The 17,495-nt window shown below is 67.4% G+C and carries 16 protein-coding genes; 9 read left to right on the top strand and 7 right to left on the bottom strand.

The window, feature by feature from the left end; genetic code table 11:
- Positions 1-3 precede the first annotated feature (3 nt).
- The 3 genes from RIA68_07075 to RIA68_07065 form a co-directional block, all read right to left on the bottom strand.
- Positions 4-816, bottom strand: a complete 813-nt coding sequence (locus RIA68_07075) for a type III pantothenate kinase (GenBank protein ID MEQ8317202.1) — start codon at positions 814-816, stop codon at positions 4-6.
- Between the two features lie 136 nt (positions 817-952).
- Positions 953-1,684 (bottom strand): GC-type dockerin domain-anchored protein, encoded by a 732-nt coding sequence (locus RIA68_07070; protein ID MEQ8317201.1) that lies wholly within the window; start codon positions 1,682-1,684, stop codon positions 953-955.
- Positions 1,685-1,712: 28 nt separating this feature from the next.
- A complete protein-coding gene (locus RIA68_07065; protein ID MEQ8317200.1) occupies positions 1,713-2,969 on the bottom strand; it encodes a GC-type dockerin domain-anchored protein in 1,257 nt (418 codons plus the stop codon).
- 242 nt (positions 2,970-3,211) lie between these two features.
- Here RIA68_07065 and RIA68_07060 point away from each other — a divergent pair, with 242 nt between their 5' ends.
- Entirely contained in the window at positions 3,212-4,399 is a 1,188-nt protein-coding gene (locus RIA68_07060) for a hypothetical protein (GenBank protein ID MEQ8317199.1), read from the top strand.
- Here RIA68_07060 and RIA68_07055 read toward each other — a convergent pair.
- Positions 4,396-4,959, bottom strand: a complete 564-nt coding sequence (locus RIA68_07055) for an HYExAFE family protein (protein ID MEQ8317198.1) — start codon at positions 4,957-4,959, stop codon at positions 4,396-4,398. The genes RIA68_07060 and RIA68_07055 overlap by 4 nt on opposite strands.
- Positions 4,960-5,135: 176 nt before the next feature.
- On the opposite strand from RIA68_07055, the gene RIA68_07050 reads away from it, so the two are divergent.
- The 4 genes from RIA68_07050 (at position 5,136) to RIA68_07035 (ending at position 9,714) form a co-directional block, all read left to right on the top strand.
- Positions 5,136-7,256 carry a LamG-like jellyroll fold domain-containing protein gene (locus tag RIA68_07050; protein MEQ8317197.1) on the top strand — a complete coding sequence of 707 codons (2,121 nt, stop codon included), beginning with the start codon at positions 5,136-5,138 and terminating at the stop codon, positions 7,254-7,256.
- A gap of 84 nt (positions 7,257-7,340) precedes the next feature.
- A complete protein-coding gene (locus RIA68_07045) occupies positions 7,341-8,705 on the top strand; it encodes a SpoIIE family protein phosphatase (protein ID MEQ8317196.1) in 1,365 nt (454 codons plus the stop codon).
- Entirely contained in the window at positions 8,702-9,193 is a 492-nt protein-coding gene (locus tag RIA68_07040) for a YkgJ family cysteine cluster protein (protein ID MEQ8317195.1), read from the top strand. Before RIA68_07045 ends, RIA68_07040 begins: the two co-directional genes overlap by 4 nt.
- Positions 9,193-9,714 carry a hypothetical protein gene (locus tag RIA68_07035; GenBank protein MEQ8317194.1) on the top strand — a complete coding sequence of 174 codons (522 nt, stop codon included), beginning with the start codon at positions 9,193-9,195 and terminating at the stop codon, positions 9,712-9,714. Before RIA68_07040 ends, RIA68_07035 begins: the two co-directional genes overlap by 1 nt.
- Here RIA68_07035 and dtd read toward each other — a convergent pair.
- Positions 9,692-10,147 (bottom strand): D-aminoacyl-tRNA deacylase, encoded by a 456-nt coding sequence (gene dtd, locus RIA68_07030; GenBank protein MEQ8317193.1) that lies wholly within the window; start codon positions 10,145-10,147, stop codon positions 9,692-9,694. The genes RIA68_07035 and dtd overlap by 23 nt on opposite strands.
- A 33-nt stretch (positions 10,148-10,180) precedes the next feature.
- Between dtd and RIA68_07025 the strand changes: the two genes are divergently transcribed.
- The 3 genes from RIA68_07025 to RIA68_07015 are packed head-to-tail and all read left to right on the top strand — an operon-like array spanning position 10,181 to position 14,638.
- Entirely contained in the window at positions 10,181-11,476 is a 1,296-nt protein-coding gene (locus tag RIA68_07025; GenBank protein ID MEQ8317192.1) for an NAD(P)/FAD-dependent oxidoreductase, read from the top strand.
- A gap of 32 nt (positions 11,477-11,508) precedes the next feature.
- Positions 11,509-13,992 carry a prolyl oligopeptidase family serine peptidase gene (locus RIA68_07020; protein ID MEQ8317191.1) on the top strand — a complete coding sequence of 828 codons (2,484 nt, stop codon included), beginning with the start codon at positions 11,509-11,511 and terminating at the stop codon, positions 13,990-13,992.
- 16 nt (positions 13,993-14,008) lie between these two features.
- The gene (locus tag RIA68_07015; protein ID MEQ8317190.1) at positions 14,009-14,638 is read left to right on the top strand and encodes a response regulator; all 630 of its coding nucleotides are present in this window, start codon (positions 14,009-14,011) and stop codon (positions 14,636-14,638) included.
- A gap of 94 nt (positions 14,639-14,732) precedes the next feature.
- Here RIA68_07015 and RIA68_07010 read toward each other — a convergent pair whose 3' ends face one another.
- Together RIA68_07010 and smpB are read right to left on the bottom strand one after the other, a co-directional pair.
- Positions 14,733-16,109 (bottom strand): GC-type dockerin domain-anchored protein, encoded by a 1,377-nt coding sequence (locus RIA68_07010; protein MEQ8317189.1) that lies wholly within the window; start codon positions 16,107-16,109, stop codon positions 14,733-14,735.
- Between the two features lie 484 nt (positions 16,110-16,593).
- A complete protein-coding gene (gene smpB, locus RIA68_07005) occupies positions 16,594-17,094 on the bottom strand; it encodes an SsrA-binding protein SmpB (protein MEQ8317188.1) in 501 nt (166 codons plus the stop codon).
- Between the two features lie 71 nt (positions 17,095-17,165).
- Here smpB and RIA68_07000 point away from each other — a divergent pair.
- Positions 17,166-17,495, top strand: a 330-nt coding sequence (locus tag RIA68_07000) for a hypothetical protein (GenBank protein ID MEQ8317187.1), incomplete at its 3' end; no start/stop codon positions are given.

Below are 17,495 nucleotides of genomic sequence, written 5' to 3'. Positions count from 1 at the left end.
AAGTCAGTCGTCCTCATCGTCTGCGTTGACGAGCGCCTCGTATGCGCGCGCGAGCCCGGCGAGCTGTAGGTCGGGCACGACGTGCTCGACGATCTCGTCGTTCTCGAAGAGCGGCAGCGCATCGCCCCCGGTCGCGATGACGCGCGGATAGCCGCCGTAGGCCAGCGCGAATCGATCGACGAGTCCGTGCACGAGGCCGACCGCCGCCGCGCGCACGCCGAGCGCCATGGCGGGCTCGGTGTCCTGGCCCCAGGGCTCTTTCTCGGGCTGGACCATCGAGAGCGCCTGGGCGGCAGAAAGCGAGGGCAGGGCGGGGGCCGCCGACGTGAGGCTCGCGAGCATGGCGCCCACGCCCGGTGCGATCGCGCCGCCGTGGTGAGCGCCCTCGCCGTCGACGAAGTCGACCGTGATGGCGGTGCCCGCGTCGATGACGATGCAGGCCTGTTCGGCCATGCGGAACGCGGCCAGGCAGCACAGCAGGCGATCGATCCCGACGCGTTGGGGCTGGGCGACCGAGGTGTGCATCGGGATCGCGAGGTCGATGCCTGCGTAGGCGACCTGCTCGACGCGGCCTTCGAGGGCGGCGGCGGCGGCCCGGGCGGCGGGCTGGTTGACGCTGGCGATCAGCAGCGGCGCACCGTGGTGGTCGTCGAGGAACGGTGCAAGCGCCTCGGCGATTGCTTCGGCGTCGGTCGCGGCGTGCGAGGCGGAGTGGTGCACCGATCCGTCGGCGTAGGAAGCGGTGCGTACGCGGGTGTTGCCCACGACGAGCAGGGCTGCCGGCGGGGCGGGGGTCTGATCGAGTTCTTGTGTCATGCTGTTCGTCGCTCCGAGGTCAGCGCAGAGCGTACGGGGGCTCGAAGACAAAACCGACCCCGCCGACGAGTGGGGCTGTGGCGGGGTCGGCGTACCAGCGCAGGAGCGCTAGCGGAGGGAGAGTTTCTGGGCGTGATTACTCGCAACCGGCGTCGAACGCGTTCTGGAAGGCAAGGAAGTCGAAGAGGGTCAAGTCACCATCGCCGTCGAAGTCGGCGGCGGGGTCGCCGGCGTCGAAGGCATTCTGAAAGGCCAGGAAGTCGAAGAGCGTGAGCTCGCCATCGCCGTCGAAGTCGGCCGTGCAGGCATCGCCGGCGATTTCCATGGACTCGAAGTCGATCGACATGACGACGTTGTCGGGGAAGATCTGCCAGACGTTGAAGTTAAAGCGGGTCAGGCCGCCGAATTCGTACACGCCGAACGCGTCGAGGATGTCCAGCGAATCGAGGGTCGTGCCTTCGTAGCCCAGCTCGAACCCGAGTTGGAAGGGTGTGGCCTCCAGCGGCACGCCGCCGGGGGAGAATCGCGAGGTGGACAGGAAGAAGCCGTCCGAGACCGGAAAGCCGTCGACCAGCGTGAAGTACGCCTCGGTGCCGGAGATGACCGTGGTGGCGACGCTCGTGAAGTCGACTTCGAACGAGTCGTTCTCGACGGTGTAGTTCCTCAGGTCGCCCGGTATGGCATCGAAGAAGTCGTCCGAATCGATCCTGAAGCTCACGGTCGTCTGGTCGCCGGGCGACACGGCGGCGAGCGGGCCATCAGAGATGCGGTTGGACACGACCTGGCCCGCGATGGTGATGCGAATGGTGTCCGCCCGAGCGGCCGCGGCCGCGCAAGCGAGCAGCGCGAGCGTGCAGAGGATCTTCATGACGTTGCCTCGTGATTCACGGTTGGGGTTACTCGCAGCCGGCGTCGAATGCGTTCTGGAAGGCGAGGAAGTCGAAGAGGGTCAAGTCACCATCGCCGTCGAAGTCGGCGGCGGGGTCGCCGGCGTCGAAGAGGTTCTGGAATGCGAGGAAGTCGAAGAGCGTGAGCTCGCCGTCGCCGTCGAGGTCTGCCCGGCACGATGGGCCGAGGCGGACCACCCAGGTCTGCGTGTTGCCCAGCGTGTCCGGATAGCCCCAGCCGGCGAGCCAGTTGCCGTCGGCCGAGATGGCGCTGACGAACGAGAACGTGTAGCCAGCGGGGTAGTCGACGCCGTTGGCGTCGAGGAAGTCGGCGACGGTCGACGTGCCCGTGCCTTCCTGCCAGATGAAGCCCCGGCCGAAGGTCGCCGGACCAAAGCCCCAGGTGCCACCGCCGATGAGGCTGCCGTCTTCGTTGGTGGCGGCGGCGCCCATGCGGCTCTCGCCACCGACGGCAAGGTTCGGGATGGTCTCGAACTCGTCGGTGGCGGTGTTGTACCGCCAAGTGTCGACCGCGCCGAAGGGGCCGCCGACGGCGAAGCCGGTTACCCACACGCCGTCGTCGGAGACGTCGAACGCCTCGGAGACGGGCTGGCCCGCGTCGTCGAAGATGAGCTCCTGCACGCCGTCGACCCAGGCGGCGGCCTGGCGGAAGCCGGTCGCGCCGTCCTGCCAGCCGGCCACGACGGTGCCGTCGGCGTTGACCGCGTTGGCGCGCGCCGAGCGGCCTTCGATCGCGGTGCCCAGATCGGTAATGCCGACGCCTTCGGTCCATTGCATGGCGTGGGTGTCGGCCGTTCCCAGTACGGTCCAGCCGAGACCAACGACGTGGCGGCCGTCGCCCGACATGCCCCAGCCGCTGGAGACCTCCGCGTCGATCTGCGTGCCGATGACCGGGATGGGTCCGAAGCCGGTCCAGGTGCCGGCGGCGACGTCGTAGCGCGACATCTCATGCCAGCCCTCGGCTGCGTTGAACGTGGTGCCGCTGATGAACAGTCCATCGCTGGAGATCTTGCCTTGCCCACCGACGCCGCTGCCGGGGGAGACGCCGCCGATCTGCATGGCTCCGGTGTCGGCGGTCCACGTCCAGTACTGGTCGCCAAAGCCGCTGGAACCGCTGACGACGCCGGTGTTGCTGACGTCGTCCGCCAGCCCCTGGCCGACTGGGATCGTGAAGAACTCCTGGCCAGCCGCGAGCGTGCACATCGAGAGCGTGGCTGCGAAGACGAGGGGCGCTTGGTGCTGCATGTTTCTCTCTCTTTGGCACCGTGATGGTGCCACGGGCTGGCTCGTTGCCGGGGTGGTGAATCGCTCAGGGCCGCCCTCACGCTGGAGGACGCACACCAGTGTAACGCCATCACAGCGATAGCTGAAGTTTTACTTGAGGAAACTTTCAGGACATATCGCAACGGAGGCCACCGACGGGTAACATGGGCACGCTGAAAGCACACGGGGCTCGGGGGGACAGCGTGTTTATCACCTGTTAGCGCGTGGACACGACCGAACAAGGCACGACGTTTGAAGATCACTGCCGCGATGCGGTCCGCGACCTGCGTGGGGCGCTGCTCGACCTCTATGCCCAGGTCGGGGCCGATCCGGACCGGCCGCAGAACGTGTCAAGGCTGCTCGGGCTCAACAAGAACCTGACGTGGAAGATCTCGCGTGTGCTCCAGACCGAAGAGGCGCTCGAGGCCTTGCCGTTGTTGCCCGGCGGTGCGGGCCTCGACCTGGTGCTCGAAGCAACCGAGCGGGCGGGAGCCAGCGATGCCTCGCTGCAGCGAACCAGGCGTGCGATTGCCGAGATCGATGCCATGGTTGCAACGCACGGCGGCGACCGGGCGACCATGGACCTCATGCTCGACAGCATGGCCCAGACGGGGTTGGAAAAGAGCCGGAAGCTGGCATTCCGGGGGAATGCCGGCCTGTGGGGCGTGATGGCCAAGTCACGGGTTTCGGCGCAGATCATCGCGCCGAGCCAGAGCGATGCCAGCATGCTCGACGTGCTGCTGCTCGTAGGCCTGCAGCGGGTGCGCCGCTTGCGTTCGATCCCTCGTTGGCCGGTCTTTCGGTTGGCTCGATACGAATTCGAGGGGGAAGAGCGTCGCTTCAGCGTCGAAGACGCCGGCGGGGCGCCGTGGGGGTTCCTGCCGTCGTTCTCGCGTGGCCCGATGCCAGAAGTCTTCACGCGCGATGAAGGCGATCAGGTCACCTACGAGATCGGTGACGGGCCCGTCGGCAAGACCGGCGAGTTTGGCTGCTACTTCGGGTTCGGTTACCGACGCGACGTGCCGCGATACGCGTCCGAATCCGATGACTCGGCGTGGCTGGCCGCCGCCGTCAACATGCCGGTGGAGACGCTGCTGTTCGACCTGTTCGTGCACAAGGACATGCCCGAGGCGCTGGACGCGCAGACGGGGATCTACGGCGGTTCGTGGCAGTTTGCTCCGGATTTTGCGGACTCTTCCAAGCTTCCGTTGCACGATCGACCGGTCCACTTAGGCCTGGGCGCGGATCTCTCGACGCCGCTGGCCGACCAATACGCGACCGTGGTGCAGCGATCGTTCGAGAGCGCCGGCTGGTCGGCTGGCGACTTCCACTGCCTTCGGCTCGTGGTGGAGCATCCGCCCATGCCGTCTTGGGCGGTCATCCGCTATCGACTGTCCCAACGCCCCGCCTAGCGGACGGCAACCGTTCGCGCGTTCGTCGGCCCCATGAGTGAGCCGCTGAACTGTTCAAACTTGTCCTTGGCCAGGCATACGGTCCGCCACCGTGCGCTGCGGACCTTCATGTTGGCGGCGTAGGCCTCGACGTCGATGGCGCGCAGGGCGTAGTAGTGGTCCTTGTGGATCCACACGTCCTCGAAGAGCGGGCTGGGCATCGTCGGTGGCTCGTGCGGGCACTCGTAGACGAAGACGAAGCAGCCCCGGTAGCCTCGGCCGAACATGGAGCACCAGCGGCGCAGGCTGTCGACGTCGTCGTCGGTCACCCAGTTCTCCAGGCGTGCGGATCCGGCGGGGAGGCGCCGGCCCTTGAGTTCGACCAGCAGGTTGGGCGTGCCGTAGAGCACGTAGTCGAAGGCCTTGAGGGTCTTCGTGTGCCCGGCGAGCGTGGTTTGGAGCGGAGCCTGTTCGCCCGGCAGGATGGCCCGCCGAGCCTCGTCGACGGCGACGAAGGGGACGTTGCGCTCGTTCAGGAGCGCCTTAAACGCCTGCTCGTAGTGGATCTGGCGGCGACCCATGTGCTGATGCTAGCAGCTTGTTCGGGATCTGGCGGTTGGCTTTGGGCGCGAGTGTTCAGATCGAGTGTGGCCGGCGCGAAGTGTGGGTGGTCCGCGCGGTCGGGCCATGAGGCGGGGCGTCGGTCGTGGTAGGCTGGCCCCGACGAACCGAACCCAAGACGCCGCGGAGTGCTGCCATGCGACCCCCTCGCCCGATCGCCTTGATGTTGCTCTCGTCCGTGCTGTGCCTGCCCTCCGCGGTGCTGGCCCAGCATGGCGAGTCGGGCGGCTCCTCGACCACCGACGGCGTGCGCGAGCCGGGCGCGATGGAGCCTGGCTACGAGGCCAAGACGGACACGCCCTTCCTCTTCCACGAGCGGCACCTGCACACGCACAACCGCGAGCACGCGACCGTCGCGCCCGATGGTACGCGCTTCTTCACGACGCGCGACTCGTCGGTCACCCTGCCCTTGCCCGGCGAGACCGATGCGTTCGTGTTCGCGATCTTCGGCGACCGCACGGGCGGGCCAGACCTTGGCATCAACGTGCTGGGCGACGCGGTTCGCGACGTGAACCTGATCGAGCCCGATCTCGTGCTGACGGTGGGGGACTTGATCGACGGATACAACCAGACCGACGAGTGGATGGTCGAGATGCGCGAGTACAAGACCGTCATGGGCGAGCTCTTGTGCCCGTGGTTCCCGGTCGCAGGCAACCACGACGTGTACTGGCGCGGCGACAATGCACCCGAAGGCGAGCACGAGAAGAGCTACGAGATGCACTTCGGCCCGCTGTGGTACAGCTTCAGCCACAAGGACAGCCACTTCATCATCCTCTACACCGACGAGGGTGATCCGCAGACGGGCGAGAAGAACTTCCGCCGGCCCGAGAGCCAGGCCATGAGCCCGCAGCAGAAGGACTTCCTCGAGCAGGCGCTGCAGCGCGGCAGGAACATGAACCACCAGTTCGTGTTCGTGCACCACCCGCGGTGGCTGGGCGGGGGCTATGGCGACGACTGGAACGAGAACGTGCACCCGATGCTGGCCGGGGCCGGCAACGTGCGGGCCGTCTTTGCCGGGCACATCCACCGCATGCGGCACGACTTCGGTCCGCAGGGCGACGACGGCATCGAGTACGTCACGCTGGCGACCGTCGGCGGCGGGCAGGGCCACCCCGTGCCCCAGGCCGGCTGGCTGCACCAGTACCACCTGGTCACCGTGCGGCCCGATCAGATCGCGCTGACGGCCTACCCGGTGGGCGCTGCGATGAACGTCCGCGAGATCACCGGCGAGATGGCCGACGCCCTGGCCCGCCAGGCGCGCCGCGGCCTCGAGATCGACGGCGTGGTGGCCTTCGGAGCCGAGGGCGGCGCTCGCGGCGAGGTTGCGGTGTCGCTCGAGAACACCACGGACCGGCCGCTCGAGCTGGCCGTCACGCCCAACAGCCGCGACAACCGCTGGCTCGTGCGGCCCGACCACGTGCACGCCGTGCTGCAGCCTGGCGAGACGAAGGAGATCGGCTTCTTGGTTGGTCGCCCGAGCGGGTCGGCCGACGACTACCTCGACAGCCTGCGCTTTGCGGTCGACGCCGACTTCATGGGCAAGACCGCGCGCTACACGCTGCCGACGACCGAGGTCGAGGCGCCCGTCGACCTGACCAGCCTGTTGGGCGACGCGCGGCCCGAGACGAACATGGCGCTCGTCTTCGACGGCGTCGACGATGCCATCATGGTGCCCTCGGGCGTCGCCAGCGTCGGGCAGGGGCCGTTTACGATCGAATGCTGGTTCAAGGCGCGCAACTTCGCCGGCCGACGGGGCCTGGTGACCAAGACCCAGAACAGCGAATACGGCTTCTTCGTGAGCGACGGCGTGCTGACGTTCTCGAATCACCTGGGCGGTCGCTACCGCAACAACCGCGTGGCCGACGCGCTCGAGGTCGGTTCGTGGCACCACGTGGCGGCGGTGTACGACGGCAACGCCACTCGGGTGTACCTCGACGGTCGGCTGGTCTCGACCGAGGGCGTCGAGAACGCGTGGGAGCGCCGGACCAACGACATGCCGCTGATCATCGGCGCCGACCCGGACGGGGGCGGCAACCCCATGAGCTTCTTCGAGGGCCAGATCGACGAGGTTCGGCTCTCGGGCACGGCCCGGTATACCGGGGAGCGGTTCATTCCCGAGAGTCGGCTGGAGTCCGACGCCGACACGCTGGCGCTCTACGCGTTCGATCGCTCCATGGGGCCCTACGTGCTCGACGAGTCGGGCAACGGGCACCACGCGAGGCGGGTGGGGGCGCCCAAGGCCGTCCGGGCCCGGTAGTCGCCTCCGCGCCCTGCCTCGGGACACCCCGGTGGATCGGGCCCGGGAATAGCGCGGGGTGGATCCGAATCCATATCATCGAACATGGACTACTTGCTCACGGATCCGAAGGCTCGGCTCGCGCTCGTGCGCGAGTTGCTCGAGGAAGTGAGTCGAGCCGAGGAGCCCGGGCAGATCCAGACCGCGTTCCGGCGGATGTGGCAGCTCCGCCCGGTCGACCTCTATGTGTCGGCGTCGACGCGCGGGCTGCAGCAGGGCCAGTACAAGATCACGAGGATCATCCATACTTCCGACGTGGCCAACTCCGACGATGGCGGCGAGAAGATCTACCGGCAGTTCGATCCGTGGCGGGACTGGAAGAAGCTGCCCCTGCGGACGGGTGGAGTGCTCGGCGAGATCATCCGCGCTGCGGAGCCTGCGATCGTTCCGTTGCCCGAGGGTCTGAAGGACGATCCGGCCATCGGGGACGCGGCTGTCGACATGCGATCGCTGCTGGTTACGCCGATCTTCGATCGAGGCCAGCCCCTGAACTGGTCTTTCCAGTTCGTCCGAGATCCCGACGCCTTCGACGACGAGACGCTGGAGATGTTCGTCATGCTGGCGAACCTCAGCGGCACGGCCACACGCAACTTGGTTGCGGTGCGCGAGGCCGAACAGGCGACGATGAAGCTGCGGGCCCAGTTCGAGGAGGTCGCCCGAGTCCAGCAAAGCCTGCTGCCGCGCACGCTCCCCGAGATTCCGGGCCTCACGCTCGCGACGAGCTACCTGACGAGCGACCAGGCGGGCGGAGACTACTACGACTTCTTCCCCTTCGAGGACGGTCGCTGGGGCATCCTCATCGCCGACGTCGCGGGCCACGGGGCGGCCGCTGCCACCGTGATGGCGATGCTGCACGCGATCCTCCATGCCTACGAGGGCAGCGGCATGCACCCACACCTTGTGCTCGAGCACGCCAACAGCCGCCTGGTGGCGGCGGGGCTCGAGGGGGCGTTCACCACGGCGTTCCTGGCGATCTTCGACCCCGCGACGGGCGAGTTCCAGTTCAGCCGGGCCGGACACAACCCGCCGCGGTGGAAGCGTGGCGAGACGGGCGAGGTGATCGCGCTGGAGGAGGCCGGCAGCCTGCCGCTGGGCGTGTTCGAGCCTCTGGGTGCGACGAGCGCGTCGATCAGGCTCGAGCCGGGCGACACCATCGTGCTCTACACCGACGGCATCACCGAGTCGTTCAACGCCGACCGCGAGATGTTCGGCGTCGAGGGACTCGATGCGTCGCTGGTGAGCTGCTCGGGCCAGCCCTCGTGCGTGGTCGATTCGGTGCACGGTGCGGTGTACGAGCACACGCAGTCCCGCACGCGCGACGACGACCAGACGATCGTCGCGTTGCGCTTCACGCCCGAGCCGGAGCGGACGAGCGTCACGATCGACTCGACCGCCGGCGTGATGGCATGAGTCGGAGTCACAGAGACTGGTTCGAGGCGTCGCCCTTCGGGCCCGCCGACCGCCACGGGGTCCGTCGGCCCGAGCGCGGGCTGCGGTTTGCGTGCACGATGTGCGGCAACTGTTGCACCGGCCCGCCTGGTACGGTCATGGTCGATGAGCGAGAGCGTGCCGCGCTCGCGCAGCATCTCGGGCTCAGCGCCGCCGAGTTCGACGAGCAGTACACGAGGACGCTCGACGAGGGCGTCACGCTCGTCGAGCGCTTGACCGCATTCGGTCATGACTGCGTGTTCCTCGACCGAACCACCGTGCCCGGGCGCGCGGTTTGCGGCGTGTACGAGCATCGGCCCAGCCAGTGCCGGACCTGGCCGTTCTGGCAGCGCAACCTCACGGACGAGCGGGCGTGGGACCGCGCCGCGGCGACGTGCCCGGGCATGAACTCCGGCCCGTTGCGAACGGCGCGTGAGGTCCGCCTGACGCGCGATTCGAGCCCGATCTGATGCACCAGTTCGACGCGCAGGACGAGTCCGATGCCCGGGCGTGGCTCGCAGCGGCTGCTCGGCCATCGGTCAGCGAACGCCTCGAGGCCATCTACGGGATGATCGCCGACCAGGTTGGCGTTCACGCTCCCGTATGCGTCGCCTCGGGTCGATGCTGCAACTTCGAGTCCTACGGACATCGGCTCTACGTGACGGGTCTCGAGGCGGCGTGGTGCATCCAACAACTGGGGCCCGAGCATCCAGAGCTCTCGACCGCGGCGGTTGCCGACGCGGTGCGGCGAGGCGGATGCCCGTTCCAGATCGGCACGCTCTGCGGGGTGCACGCGATCAAGCCGGTCGGCTGTCGTACGTATTTCTGCGATCCGCGGGCCGAGGGATGGAAGGAGGCATTGACCGAGCGGGCACACGGCATGGTGAAGGACCTGCACAAGGCCTCCAGCATCCCCTATCGCTACATGGAATGGCGGGCAATGCTGTCGCTGTTTGCCGGTCTCTCGCCTAGGACTTCGGCGCATCGATGACGAACGTCACCGGTCCGTCGTTGCACGCCGTGACGTGCATGTGGGCCCCGAACGTCCCCGTCTGTACTCGACCAATCTTCCCCACGAATTTCCCTGCAAACACGCGAAACATTTCACGTGCTGCATCCGGCGGCATGGCACGATCGAAGCTCGGTCGGCGTCCCTTGCCGATATCGCACCCGACGGTGAAGTTTGGGACGAGCAGGACGCCGCCCGCATCGATGTCGGTCACGCACAGGTTCATCTTTCCATCTTTGTCTGGGAAGATTCTCAGGTTTAAGAGCTTGTGAACCATCCACGTGAGCATGTCGTCCGTGTCTTCTTGCTGCAGTCCAACGAACACCAGTAGGCCCCGGGCGATCTGGCCGCTAACATCGCCCTCTTCAGGGAGCGTGACACTGGCTTCAGAAACGCGTTGGACGATCACTCGCACGACGCGGCTCGCTCCAGTGTCTCGAGAGAGGGAATGGCGACGAACACGATCATCATTGGTGGGGGCATGGCGGGCCTGAACTGCGCCCGCGTGTTGTATGCAGCCGGGCACGAGTGCGTGCTGCTCGAAGCGTCCGACCGCTGCGGCGGGCGTGTGCGCACGGAGCGGATCGAGTCGGACGATGGTACCTATCTCGTCGATCGCGGGTTCCAGGTCCTCCTGACGGCCTACCCGCACGCCGCCGAGGCCTTCGACTACGACGCGTTGGACCTGCGGAGCTTCTACCCGGGCGCCCTGGTGTTTCACGATGGCGAGCTCCACCGCGTGGCGGATCCGAGGCGAAAGCCGGGCGACGCACTGCGTGGATTCCGTACGCCCGTCGCGACCATGCGTGACAAGCTGCGGCTGGCCGAGTTCTCGCTTCGTGTTCTTGCGGGCTCGGTCGACAGCATCTGGGAGCGACCCAATCGCCGCTCGATCGATGCGCTGCGCGAGGCGGGGTTCCATCAGACCACCATTGATCGCTTCTTCCGACCGTTCTTTGGCGGCGTGTTCTTCGACCCGGCGCTCGACACGTCGAGCCGGATGCTGGAGTTCGTGTTTCGCATGTTCGCCCAGGGGCGCACGTGCGTGCCCGCCGGCGGCATGGGGCGACTCCCCGAGCAGATCGAATCGGGCCTGCCGGCGGACGCCATCCGGACGGGGACGAGGGTCGAGCGTCTCGAGCGCACCGGAGCCAACTGGACGGTGCACGCGGCTGCCGATCGGTGGGAAGCCCGATCGGTCGTGATCGCGACCGAGGGCGACGCGACCGAGCGGTTGCTCGAAGGGCACGCCGACGTCGAGGCGCCGGCTGTTTCGTGGCAATCCACCGCGACCATCTCGTACGCGGTGCAGGAGCCACCAACGGACGATCCGATCCTCGTGCTCGACGGCGAGGGGGAGGGGCCGGTCAACCACCTTGCCACGATGAGCGCCGTGGCGCCCGAGTACGCGCCGCCGGGGCGGCACCTCGTCTACGCCAACGTGATCGATCCAGAGATTCTGGCATCGCATTCCGATGACGCTGCACTCGATGCCGCGTGCCGACCCCAGCTCGAGCGTTGGTTCGGCGAGAAGATGGACGGCGCCCGCATCATCCACGTCGATCGCATCGACCGGGCACTGCCGAACCAGTCCACGGATCGGGCAGCGACGCCGCAGTGGCCCGTTCGCGTGGGCGACGGCCTGTATGCATGCGGTGACTGGCTCGAGAACGCGTCGATCGACGGGGCGCTCTCGAGCGGCAAGCGATGCGCCGAGGCCATCCTGAGCGATACGCCGGCCTGAGGCGGGCCGTAGGCTGGGGCACGGAGGTGCCCATGCGGATCATCGTCTCAGTGGTTGCGTTCCTGTGCTGCGGCGTGCCCGCGATCGCGCAGGCGGTCGTCGAGTGGCAAGCGGGCTCGGACGCCGTGATCGTTCGGGAAGCCCTGGCGCTCGAACGACTGTCGCGCGGGGGCCGAAGCCTGATCGTGAGCGATCCGGTCGAGCTGCGGCTCGTTCGCGGCACGTGGTCGCCGCCCGTCGCTGGCGAGACGATCGAAGCCGCCGACGGCCGAAGCGCAGCGTGGCGGCTGATCGAGAGCAACGACGACGGCCTGTTCAACGACCGGGCGCTCTCGGGCGGCTACGCGTTCGTCCGCGTGCGATCGAGCGAGCGGGCCGTGGTCATGCTCCACGCCCGGGGCCATCGACACGTCATCGTCAACGGCGAGCGGCGCGGGGGCGACGTGTACAACCTGGGCATCACGGCGCTGCCGATCGAGCTGCGCGAGGGCGAGAACGAACTGCTGTTCCGGGGTGGGCGTGGCAGGCTGCGTGTCGAGTTGCGCGAGCCCGAGTCGAGCCTCATGTGGCTGGATGCCGACCACACGCTGCCGCACGTGATCGCAGGGATGGACGCTCCGCTCTTCCTCGCCGCCCCGGTGGCCAACGCGAGCACGGACCAACTGCTCGGAATTCGCGGCGAGTCGACGAGCGAGGATGGCCTGCAGTCCCGAGCGTTGACGCTCGGCCTCGGGGGCGTTGCGCCGCTGGGCGTCCGCAAGGTCGGAGTGACGCCGATGCCGGAGTCCGTTGATGGCGAGGAGCCCTTGGTCGTTCGTGCTCGTGCCGTGGCCGCGGGCACGGACGCCGTCGACACCGGCGTTCGCGAGTTCTCGCTCAAGCGAAGGGAAGCTTCGCGGAAGCACGACCGGACGTTCATCAGCGACATCGACGGCAGCGTGCAGTACTACGCCGTGACGCCACCCATCGACGGGACCCAGCCCGAATCGTTCATCCTGACCCTGCACGGCGCGAGCGTCGAGGCGCGCAACCAGGCCAACGCGTACGCACACAAGGACGGCACGATCATCGTCGCGCCCACCAACCGCCGGCCCTTCGGATTCGACTGGGAGGACTGGGGCAGGCTCGACGCGATTGAGGTGCTCGCCCACGCCCGCGAGGCCTATGGGCACGAGAATGCCGGGCAAACGTACCTCACCGGCCACTCCATGGGCGGCCACGGCACGTGGCAGATCGGGGCCCACTTCGCGCCCAGGTTCGCGGCGATCGGGCCCAGCGCGGGCTGGCGAGACTTCTGGAGCTACGGCGGCGCGGGCCAGTTCGACGAGGCGGACCCCGTCGGCCAGATCCTGAACACCGCCAACAACGCGAGCCGGACGCTGCTGCTCGAAGAGAACTACCGAGACCTAGGCGTCTACGTGCTGCACGGCGACGCGGACAACAACGTGCCCGTGAGCCAGGCCCGCTTCATGCGAGAGCGGCTCGGTGCGTTCCACCCAGACTTTGCCTATTACGAGCGGCCCGGGGCCGGGCACTGGTGGGGCAACCAGTGCGTCGACTGGCCGCCGATGATGCGGTTTTTCGAGGAGCGCAGCATCGACCTGACGCCGCAGCGTGAGTCGTTCACCACCATCAATCCGGCCATCAGCAGCGAGGCACGATTGTTTTCGATCCATCGACAGGCGAAGGCGATGATGCCGAGCAGGGTCGAGGTTGCGCGCGCGACAGCGGACTCGCCCGTGGAGGTCACCACCCAAAACGTACTCGCCCTGACGCTGAAGCCCGCCGCCTTCGCCGACCAGCCGCCATCAGCGGTGACGATCGACGGACAGGCGCTCTCGCTCGATGACGCCATTGCTTCGAGCTTCGAGCGAGAGACGCTCGACGCGCCCTGGCGCCTGGTCTCAGCGTTCGACGCCGCCCTGAAGGGCGCCCACCGCGCGGGCCCCTTCAAGCACGCCTTCCAGAACCGCATGGCCTTCGTATACGCCACCGGCGGCACCGAGGAAGAGAACGACTGGGCCATGGCCAAGGCGCGCTACGACGCCGACACCTGGCAGTACCGGGCGAACGGATCGGTCGACGTCGTGCCCGATACGGCCTTCGATCCGCAAGCCGAAATCAACGCGAAGCGTAACGTGATCCTGTATGGCTGCGCCGACTCGCACCGGTTGTGGGACGAGCTGCTCGGCGATGCACCGGTGCGCATCGGTCGCGGCGCGGCGACGGTGGGGGATCGGACGATCGAGCGAGACGACGTCGCCGCGTTCTTCGCCTATCCGCGAACCGGAACGAATGCGGCGCTCGTCGGCGTCGTCGCGGGCACCGGTCCAACCGGCCGCCGCCTGGCCGACGAGTCACGGTACTTCATCTCGGGCGTGGGCTATCCCGACTGGTTGCTCCTGACGCCCGACGTCCTCGCAGCCGGGCCCGATGGCGGACTGATGGGCGTGATCGGTGCCGGCTTCTTCGCGCCCGACTGGTCGGTCGATGAATCCCAGAGCGCCTGGCGGTAGGAACCTATCGTTCTGCATGGTCAGTCAGATCGAGCAGGACGTCTTGCCCAGCCTCAGCATCGTCGCCCTCGACGACGACGCGGACTTTCGCGAGTACCTCGAGACGCTGCTGGCCGAGGGCGGGCACGAGATCCGCGTGGTCGCCACGCCCGCGGCCCTCTACGACGCGTGCGAGGCCCAGCTTCCCGAGGTCGTGCTGCTGGACATCAACATGGGCAAGGACCGCGGCGAGGACGTGCTCGAGGAGCTCCGCCGGCGGTGGGAGCGGCTGTGCGTCATCGTTATCACCGGCCACCCGACCATGGACTCGATGCGGCAGACCTTCAAGCGGCAGGTGTTCGACTACGTCACCAAGCCCTTCGAGCCCGCCGAACTCTCGCGCGTGCTGGGCCAGGCGGCCGCCGAGTACGCGCTGGGCGTGCGGCCCCAGGACAAGCTGCGGGCCGCGCTCGGCCGGCAGATCCGCCTGGCGCGTTCGGCCAAGGACTGGACGCTCAAGGACCTGAGCGAGGCCTCGGGCGTCAGCGTCAGCCAGCTCAGCAGCATCGAGCGCGGCGCCCACCTGCCGAGCCTCGAGAGCCTGCTGATGATCGCCCAGGCGCTGGGGGCATTGCCGAGCGAGTGGTTGGCGGGGGCGGAGTTTTAGGGGAAGGCACGAAGGCACCGAGGCACGCAGGCACGAAGGGTCGGATCTCTCCCCCTTCGTGCCTCCGTGCCTTCGTCCCTCCGTGCCTCTCTTCTCAACACCCCGCATCGAACGCCGTCTCGAACGCCAGGAAGTCGAAGATCGTCAGCTCGCCGTCGCCGTCGAAGTCGGCTAAGGCGTCGCCGTCCTGGAACAGGTTGAGGTAGGCGAGGAAGTCGAAGATGGTGAGGGCGCCATCGGCGTCAAGGTCCGGGCGGCATACGGCACACGAGAGGTCGTAGACGTGGACTGCGCCGAGCGGGTCGCGCTCGGTGCCGACCACCCACTCGTCATCAGCGCCAAAGACGGAGTACCAGCCGTTGGTTGCGGCGCCATCGCCGAGACCGGATGTAGGTGTGGCTGCGACTGATCGCTGGATCTGCCGCCATATACCGTCGAGGCCACGCCGATATGTATAACCGGCGCCAGCGCCGAAGGGGTCTTCAAACGAAGCTCCAGCGGCGATGAAGTCGTTATGCAAGTCAACGCTATTTCCCAGGAAAGTAGTAGTGTCTGGTCCTGAGTAGGCGAGTCGCTGCTCCACTATCCAATGCCCACCGAGAATAGTGTAAACATATACCGCACCTTGCCAGTCCCGCGGTGCACCTACAACAAAGTGTGCTGGGCCTGCATCAAGGGATTCTCCGAAATTCATCTGGATCGTGTCGGGCGTGCCTTCCGGCCGCAGCACCTGAACCAACTCGTATCGACCCTCCGTACCTCGCCGATACGCGTACGCCGCGCCGCCCTGAACGACGATCTCACTGTTCAACGGCTCGCCCACCACCAGCCATTCACCATCGATCGCCAGCCCGACGCCGTAGCCCGTCCCCGTGCCCGGCGGCGTGGCGGTGTCGAGGCGCTGCACGAAGCGCCAATCGCGGCCGACCTGCTCGTAGGCGTACACCGCGCCGCTCTGCGTCACGGCCGCGACGCTGCCGCTGATGGCGACGCGCTCGCCGAAGCCCCCGCCCGCCTCGGGCTCGCTGGGCAGGAGCACGCCCGTCTCGATCCACTGCGCACCGTCGAAGTCGAACACGTACGCCGCACCGGCGTTTGCGCCGCCCAGGTCGCTGCCCGTACCACCAACGATCAGACGATCGACGTCGAGGTCGATGTGGAAGCCGAAGAGGTGCCCCGCGTCGATGTCGGCCGGGTAGATCGTCTGGATCAAATCCCACCGATCCAAAGCGTCGTCGAACCGGTACGCATGCACGCCGCCGTGCAGGTACGACCCCGCCGGCACGGCTAGCGCCCCGTCGCGCCAGTCGGCGATGATCATGTGCCGCTCGTTCATCTCCACGTGCCCGCCGAATTCGCCCCAGTCGCTCAAGACCGGCGGCACGAGCCGCTGGGTCTCGCAGGGGGCGAGTTGGGCCGGGACGGAGGATGGCAGGGCCAGCGCGATGATGGGCACGATGGCGGATCGCATGCTCCTCATTGTCGTCGATCGCGGGGCGGGTTGCAAGGCTGTCTCGTCCAGTGTGCCCGCCGATGACGCGGGCCGTGCACGGACGTCACACGGGTCGTCGCACGCGTGCGAAGCCCAATCGAAGGCATGCGATGCCCCATCAAGGGCAAGCGATGGATCATCGAAGGCGTTCGACGCCCCATCGAAGCCGTGCGATGGCCCGTCGAAGGCGTTCGATGGCCCGTCGAAGGCGTGCGATGGACCATCGAAGGCGTGCGATGCTCCATCGAACCCGTTCGAAAAATTCGATGACCGCCGTGGCGGGCTACGAAAACGCCCCTGGCACGCCGCCAGGGCGGGTGCACGGCCGCGATAGTCCAGATAAGCTTCGCCGCACGTCCAGATAAGTCTGAGGGCACCGCCGGGGTTCTCGGGCCCCGGCTTCCCATCCCTTCGTGCCTCCGTGCCTCTCTTCCCTCCGTCGCTCCGTCGCTTCGTCGCTTCTCTACCCAACCGCCCCCGCCCCGCCCTTCAGCCGGCTCTTCATCGAGCGGTCGAGCTCGCGCTTCATCTCGCGGTCGGCGATGGCGTGCCGCTTGTCGACCTTGCCGCGGCCGCGGGCGAGGGCGATCTCGAGCTTGGCGTAGGGGCCCTGGAAGTAGAGCCGCAGGGGGATGAGGGTGATGCCCTTCTCGTCGCTGGCCTTGGCCAGCTTGGTGATCTCGCGCTTGTGGGCCAGCAGCGTGCGCACGCGGGTGGGGATGTGCTGGTGGCCCTGGGCGGGCGGAAACTCGGCGATGTTGACCGAGTGGAGTTCCAGGGCCAGCGGCGTGAGTTGGGCCCGCACGTAGCCCTCGCCCAGGCTCACCTTGCCATCGCGGACGCTCTTGACCTCGCTACCGGTGAGGCGGATGCCGACCTCGAGCGTGTCGAGGATGTCATACTCGTGCCGCGCCTTGCGGTTCTCGATCATGACGGGCCTTGGCTTGCGTGGCTTCTTGGCCATGGGGGATGGTAGGGGAGGGGGTCTGGGAGAATTCCCTTGCATCGGCCGCGGCTTCGGGTCAGAATGGGAGCATGAAGCTGCTCGTTTCGCTCGTTGTCTTGCTCACGTGTTCGAGCAGTGCCCTTGCCCAGTGCGACCCTCAGGTGTTGGTGCCGCCACCGCACGACACGATCAGCAGCTTTGGCAACGCCGTGGCCCTCACCGGCCAGCAGGCGATCATCGCGGACTTCCAAGCGCCCACGCTCTGCACCGAGCCCTTTGGGTGTGCGACTGGTGCGGTGTACGTCTACCTATGGAATGAAGCCACGGGCCTTTGGGAGGGCACCCAGACCATCGTGCCGCCGGAAGCCGCGTTCGGCGACGGGTTCGGGACGTCGATGTCGGTGGATGGCACGCGCCTG

This window comes from Phycisphaerales bacterium, assembly GCA_040217175.1.
Classification (GTDB): Bacteria; Planctomycetota; Phycisphaerae; order Phycisphaerales; family UBA1924; genus JAHCJI01.
The sequence above is the reverse complement of the archived record's forward strand: the minus strand, read 5'-3'. Positions and strand labels throughout refer to the sequence as shown.

Excerpts from the sequence above, each read along its gene's own strand:
- RIA68_07075 (MEQ8317202.1), bottom strand. The coding sequence starts at position 816 with ATGACACAAGAACTCGATCAGACCCCCGCCCCGCCGGCAGCCCTGCTC.
- RIA68_07070 (MEQ8317201.1), bottom strand. The coding sequence starts at position 1,684 with ATGAAGATCCTCTGCACGCTCGCGCTGCTCGCTTGCGCGGCCGCGGCC.
- RIA68_07065 (MEQ8317200.1), bottom strand. The coding sequence starts at position 2,969 with ATGCAGCACCAAGCGCCCCTCGTCTTCGCAGCCACGCTCTCGATGTGC.
- RIA68_07055 (MEQ8317198.1), bottom strand. The coding sequence starts at position 4,959 with ATGGGTCGCCGCCAGATCCACTACGAGCAGGCGTTTAAGGCGCTCCTG.
- RIA68_07050 (MEQ8317197.1), top strand. The coding sequence starts at position 5,136 with ATGCGACCCCCTCGCCCGATCGCCTTGATGTTGCTCTCGTCCGTGCTG.
- RIA68_07045 (MEQ8317196.1), top strand. The coding sequence starts at position 7,341 with ATGGACTACTTGCTCACGGATCCGAAGGCTCGGCTCGCGCTCGTGCGC.
- RIA68_07040 (MEQ8317195.1), top strand. The coding sequence starts at position 8,702 with ATGAGTCGGAGTCACAGAGACTGGTTCGAGGCGTCGCCCTTCGGGCCC.
- RIA68_07035 (MEQ8317194.1), top strand. The coding sequence starts at position 9,193 with ATGCACCAGTTCGACGCGCAGGACGAGTCCGATGCCCGGGCGTGGCTC.
- RIA68_07025 (MEQ8317192.1), top strand. The coding sequence starts at position 10,181 with ATGGCGACGAACACGATCATCATTGGTGGGGGCATGGCGGGCCTGAAC.
- RIA68_07020 (MEQ8317191.1), top strand. The coding sequence starts at position 11,509 with ATGCGGATCATCGTCTCAGTGGTTGCGTTCCTGTGCTGCGGCGTGCCC.
- RIA68_07015 (MEQ8317190.1), top strand. The coding sequence starts at position 14,009 with ATGGTCAGTCAGATCGAGCAGGACGTCTTGCCCAGCCTCAGCATCGTC.
- RIA68_07010 (MEQ8317189.1), bottom strand. The coding sequence starts at position 16,109 with ATGCGATCCGCCATCGTGCCCATCATCGCGCTGGCCCTGCCATCCTCC.
- smpB (MEQ8317188.1), bottom strand. The coding sequence starts at position 17,094 with ATGGCCAAGAAGCCACGCAAGCCAAGGCCCGTCATGATCGAGAACCGC.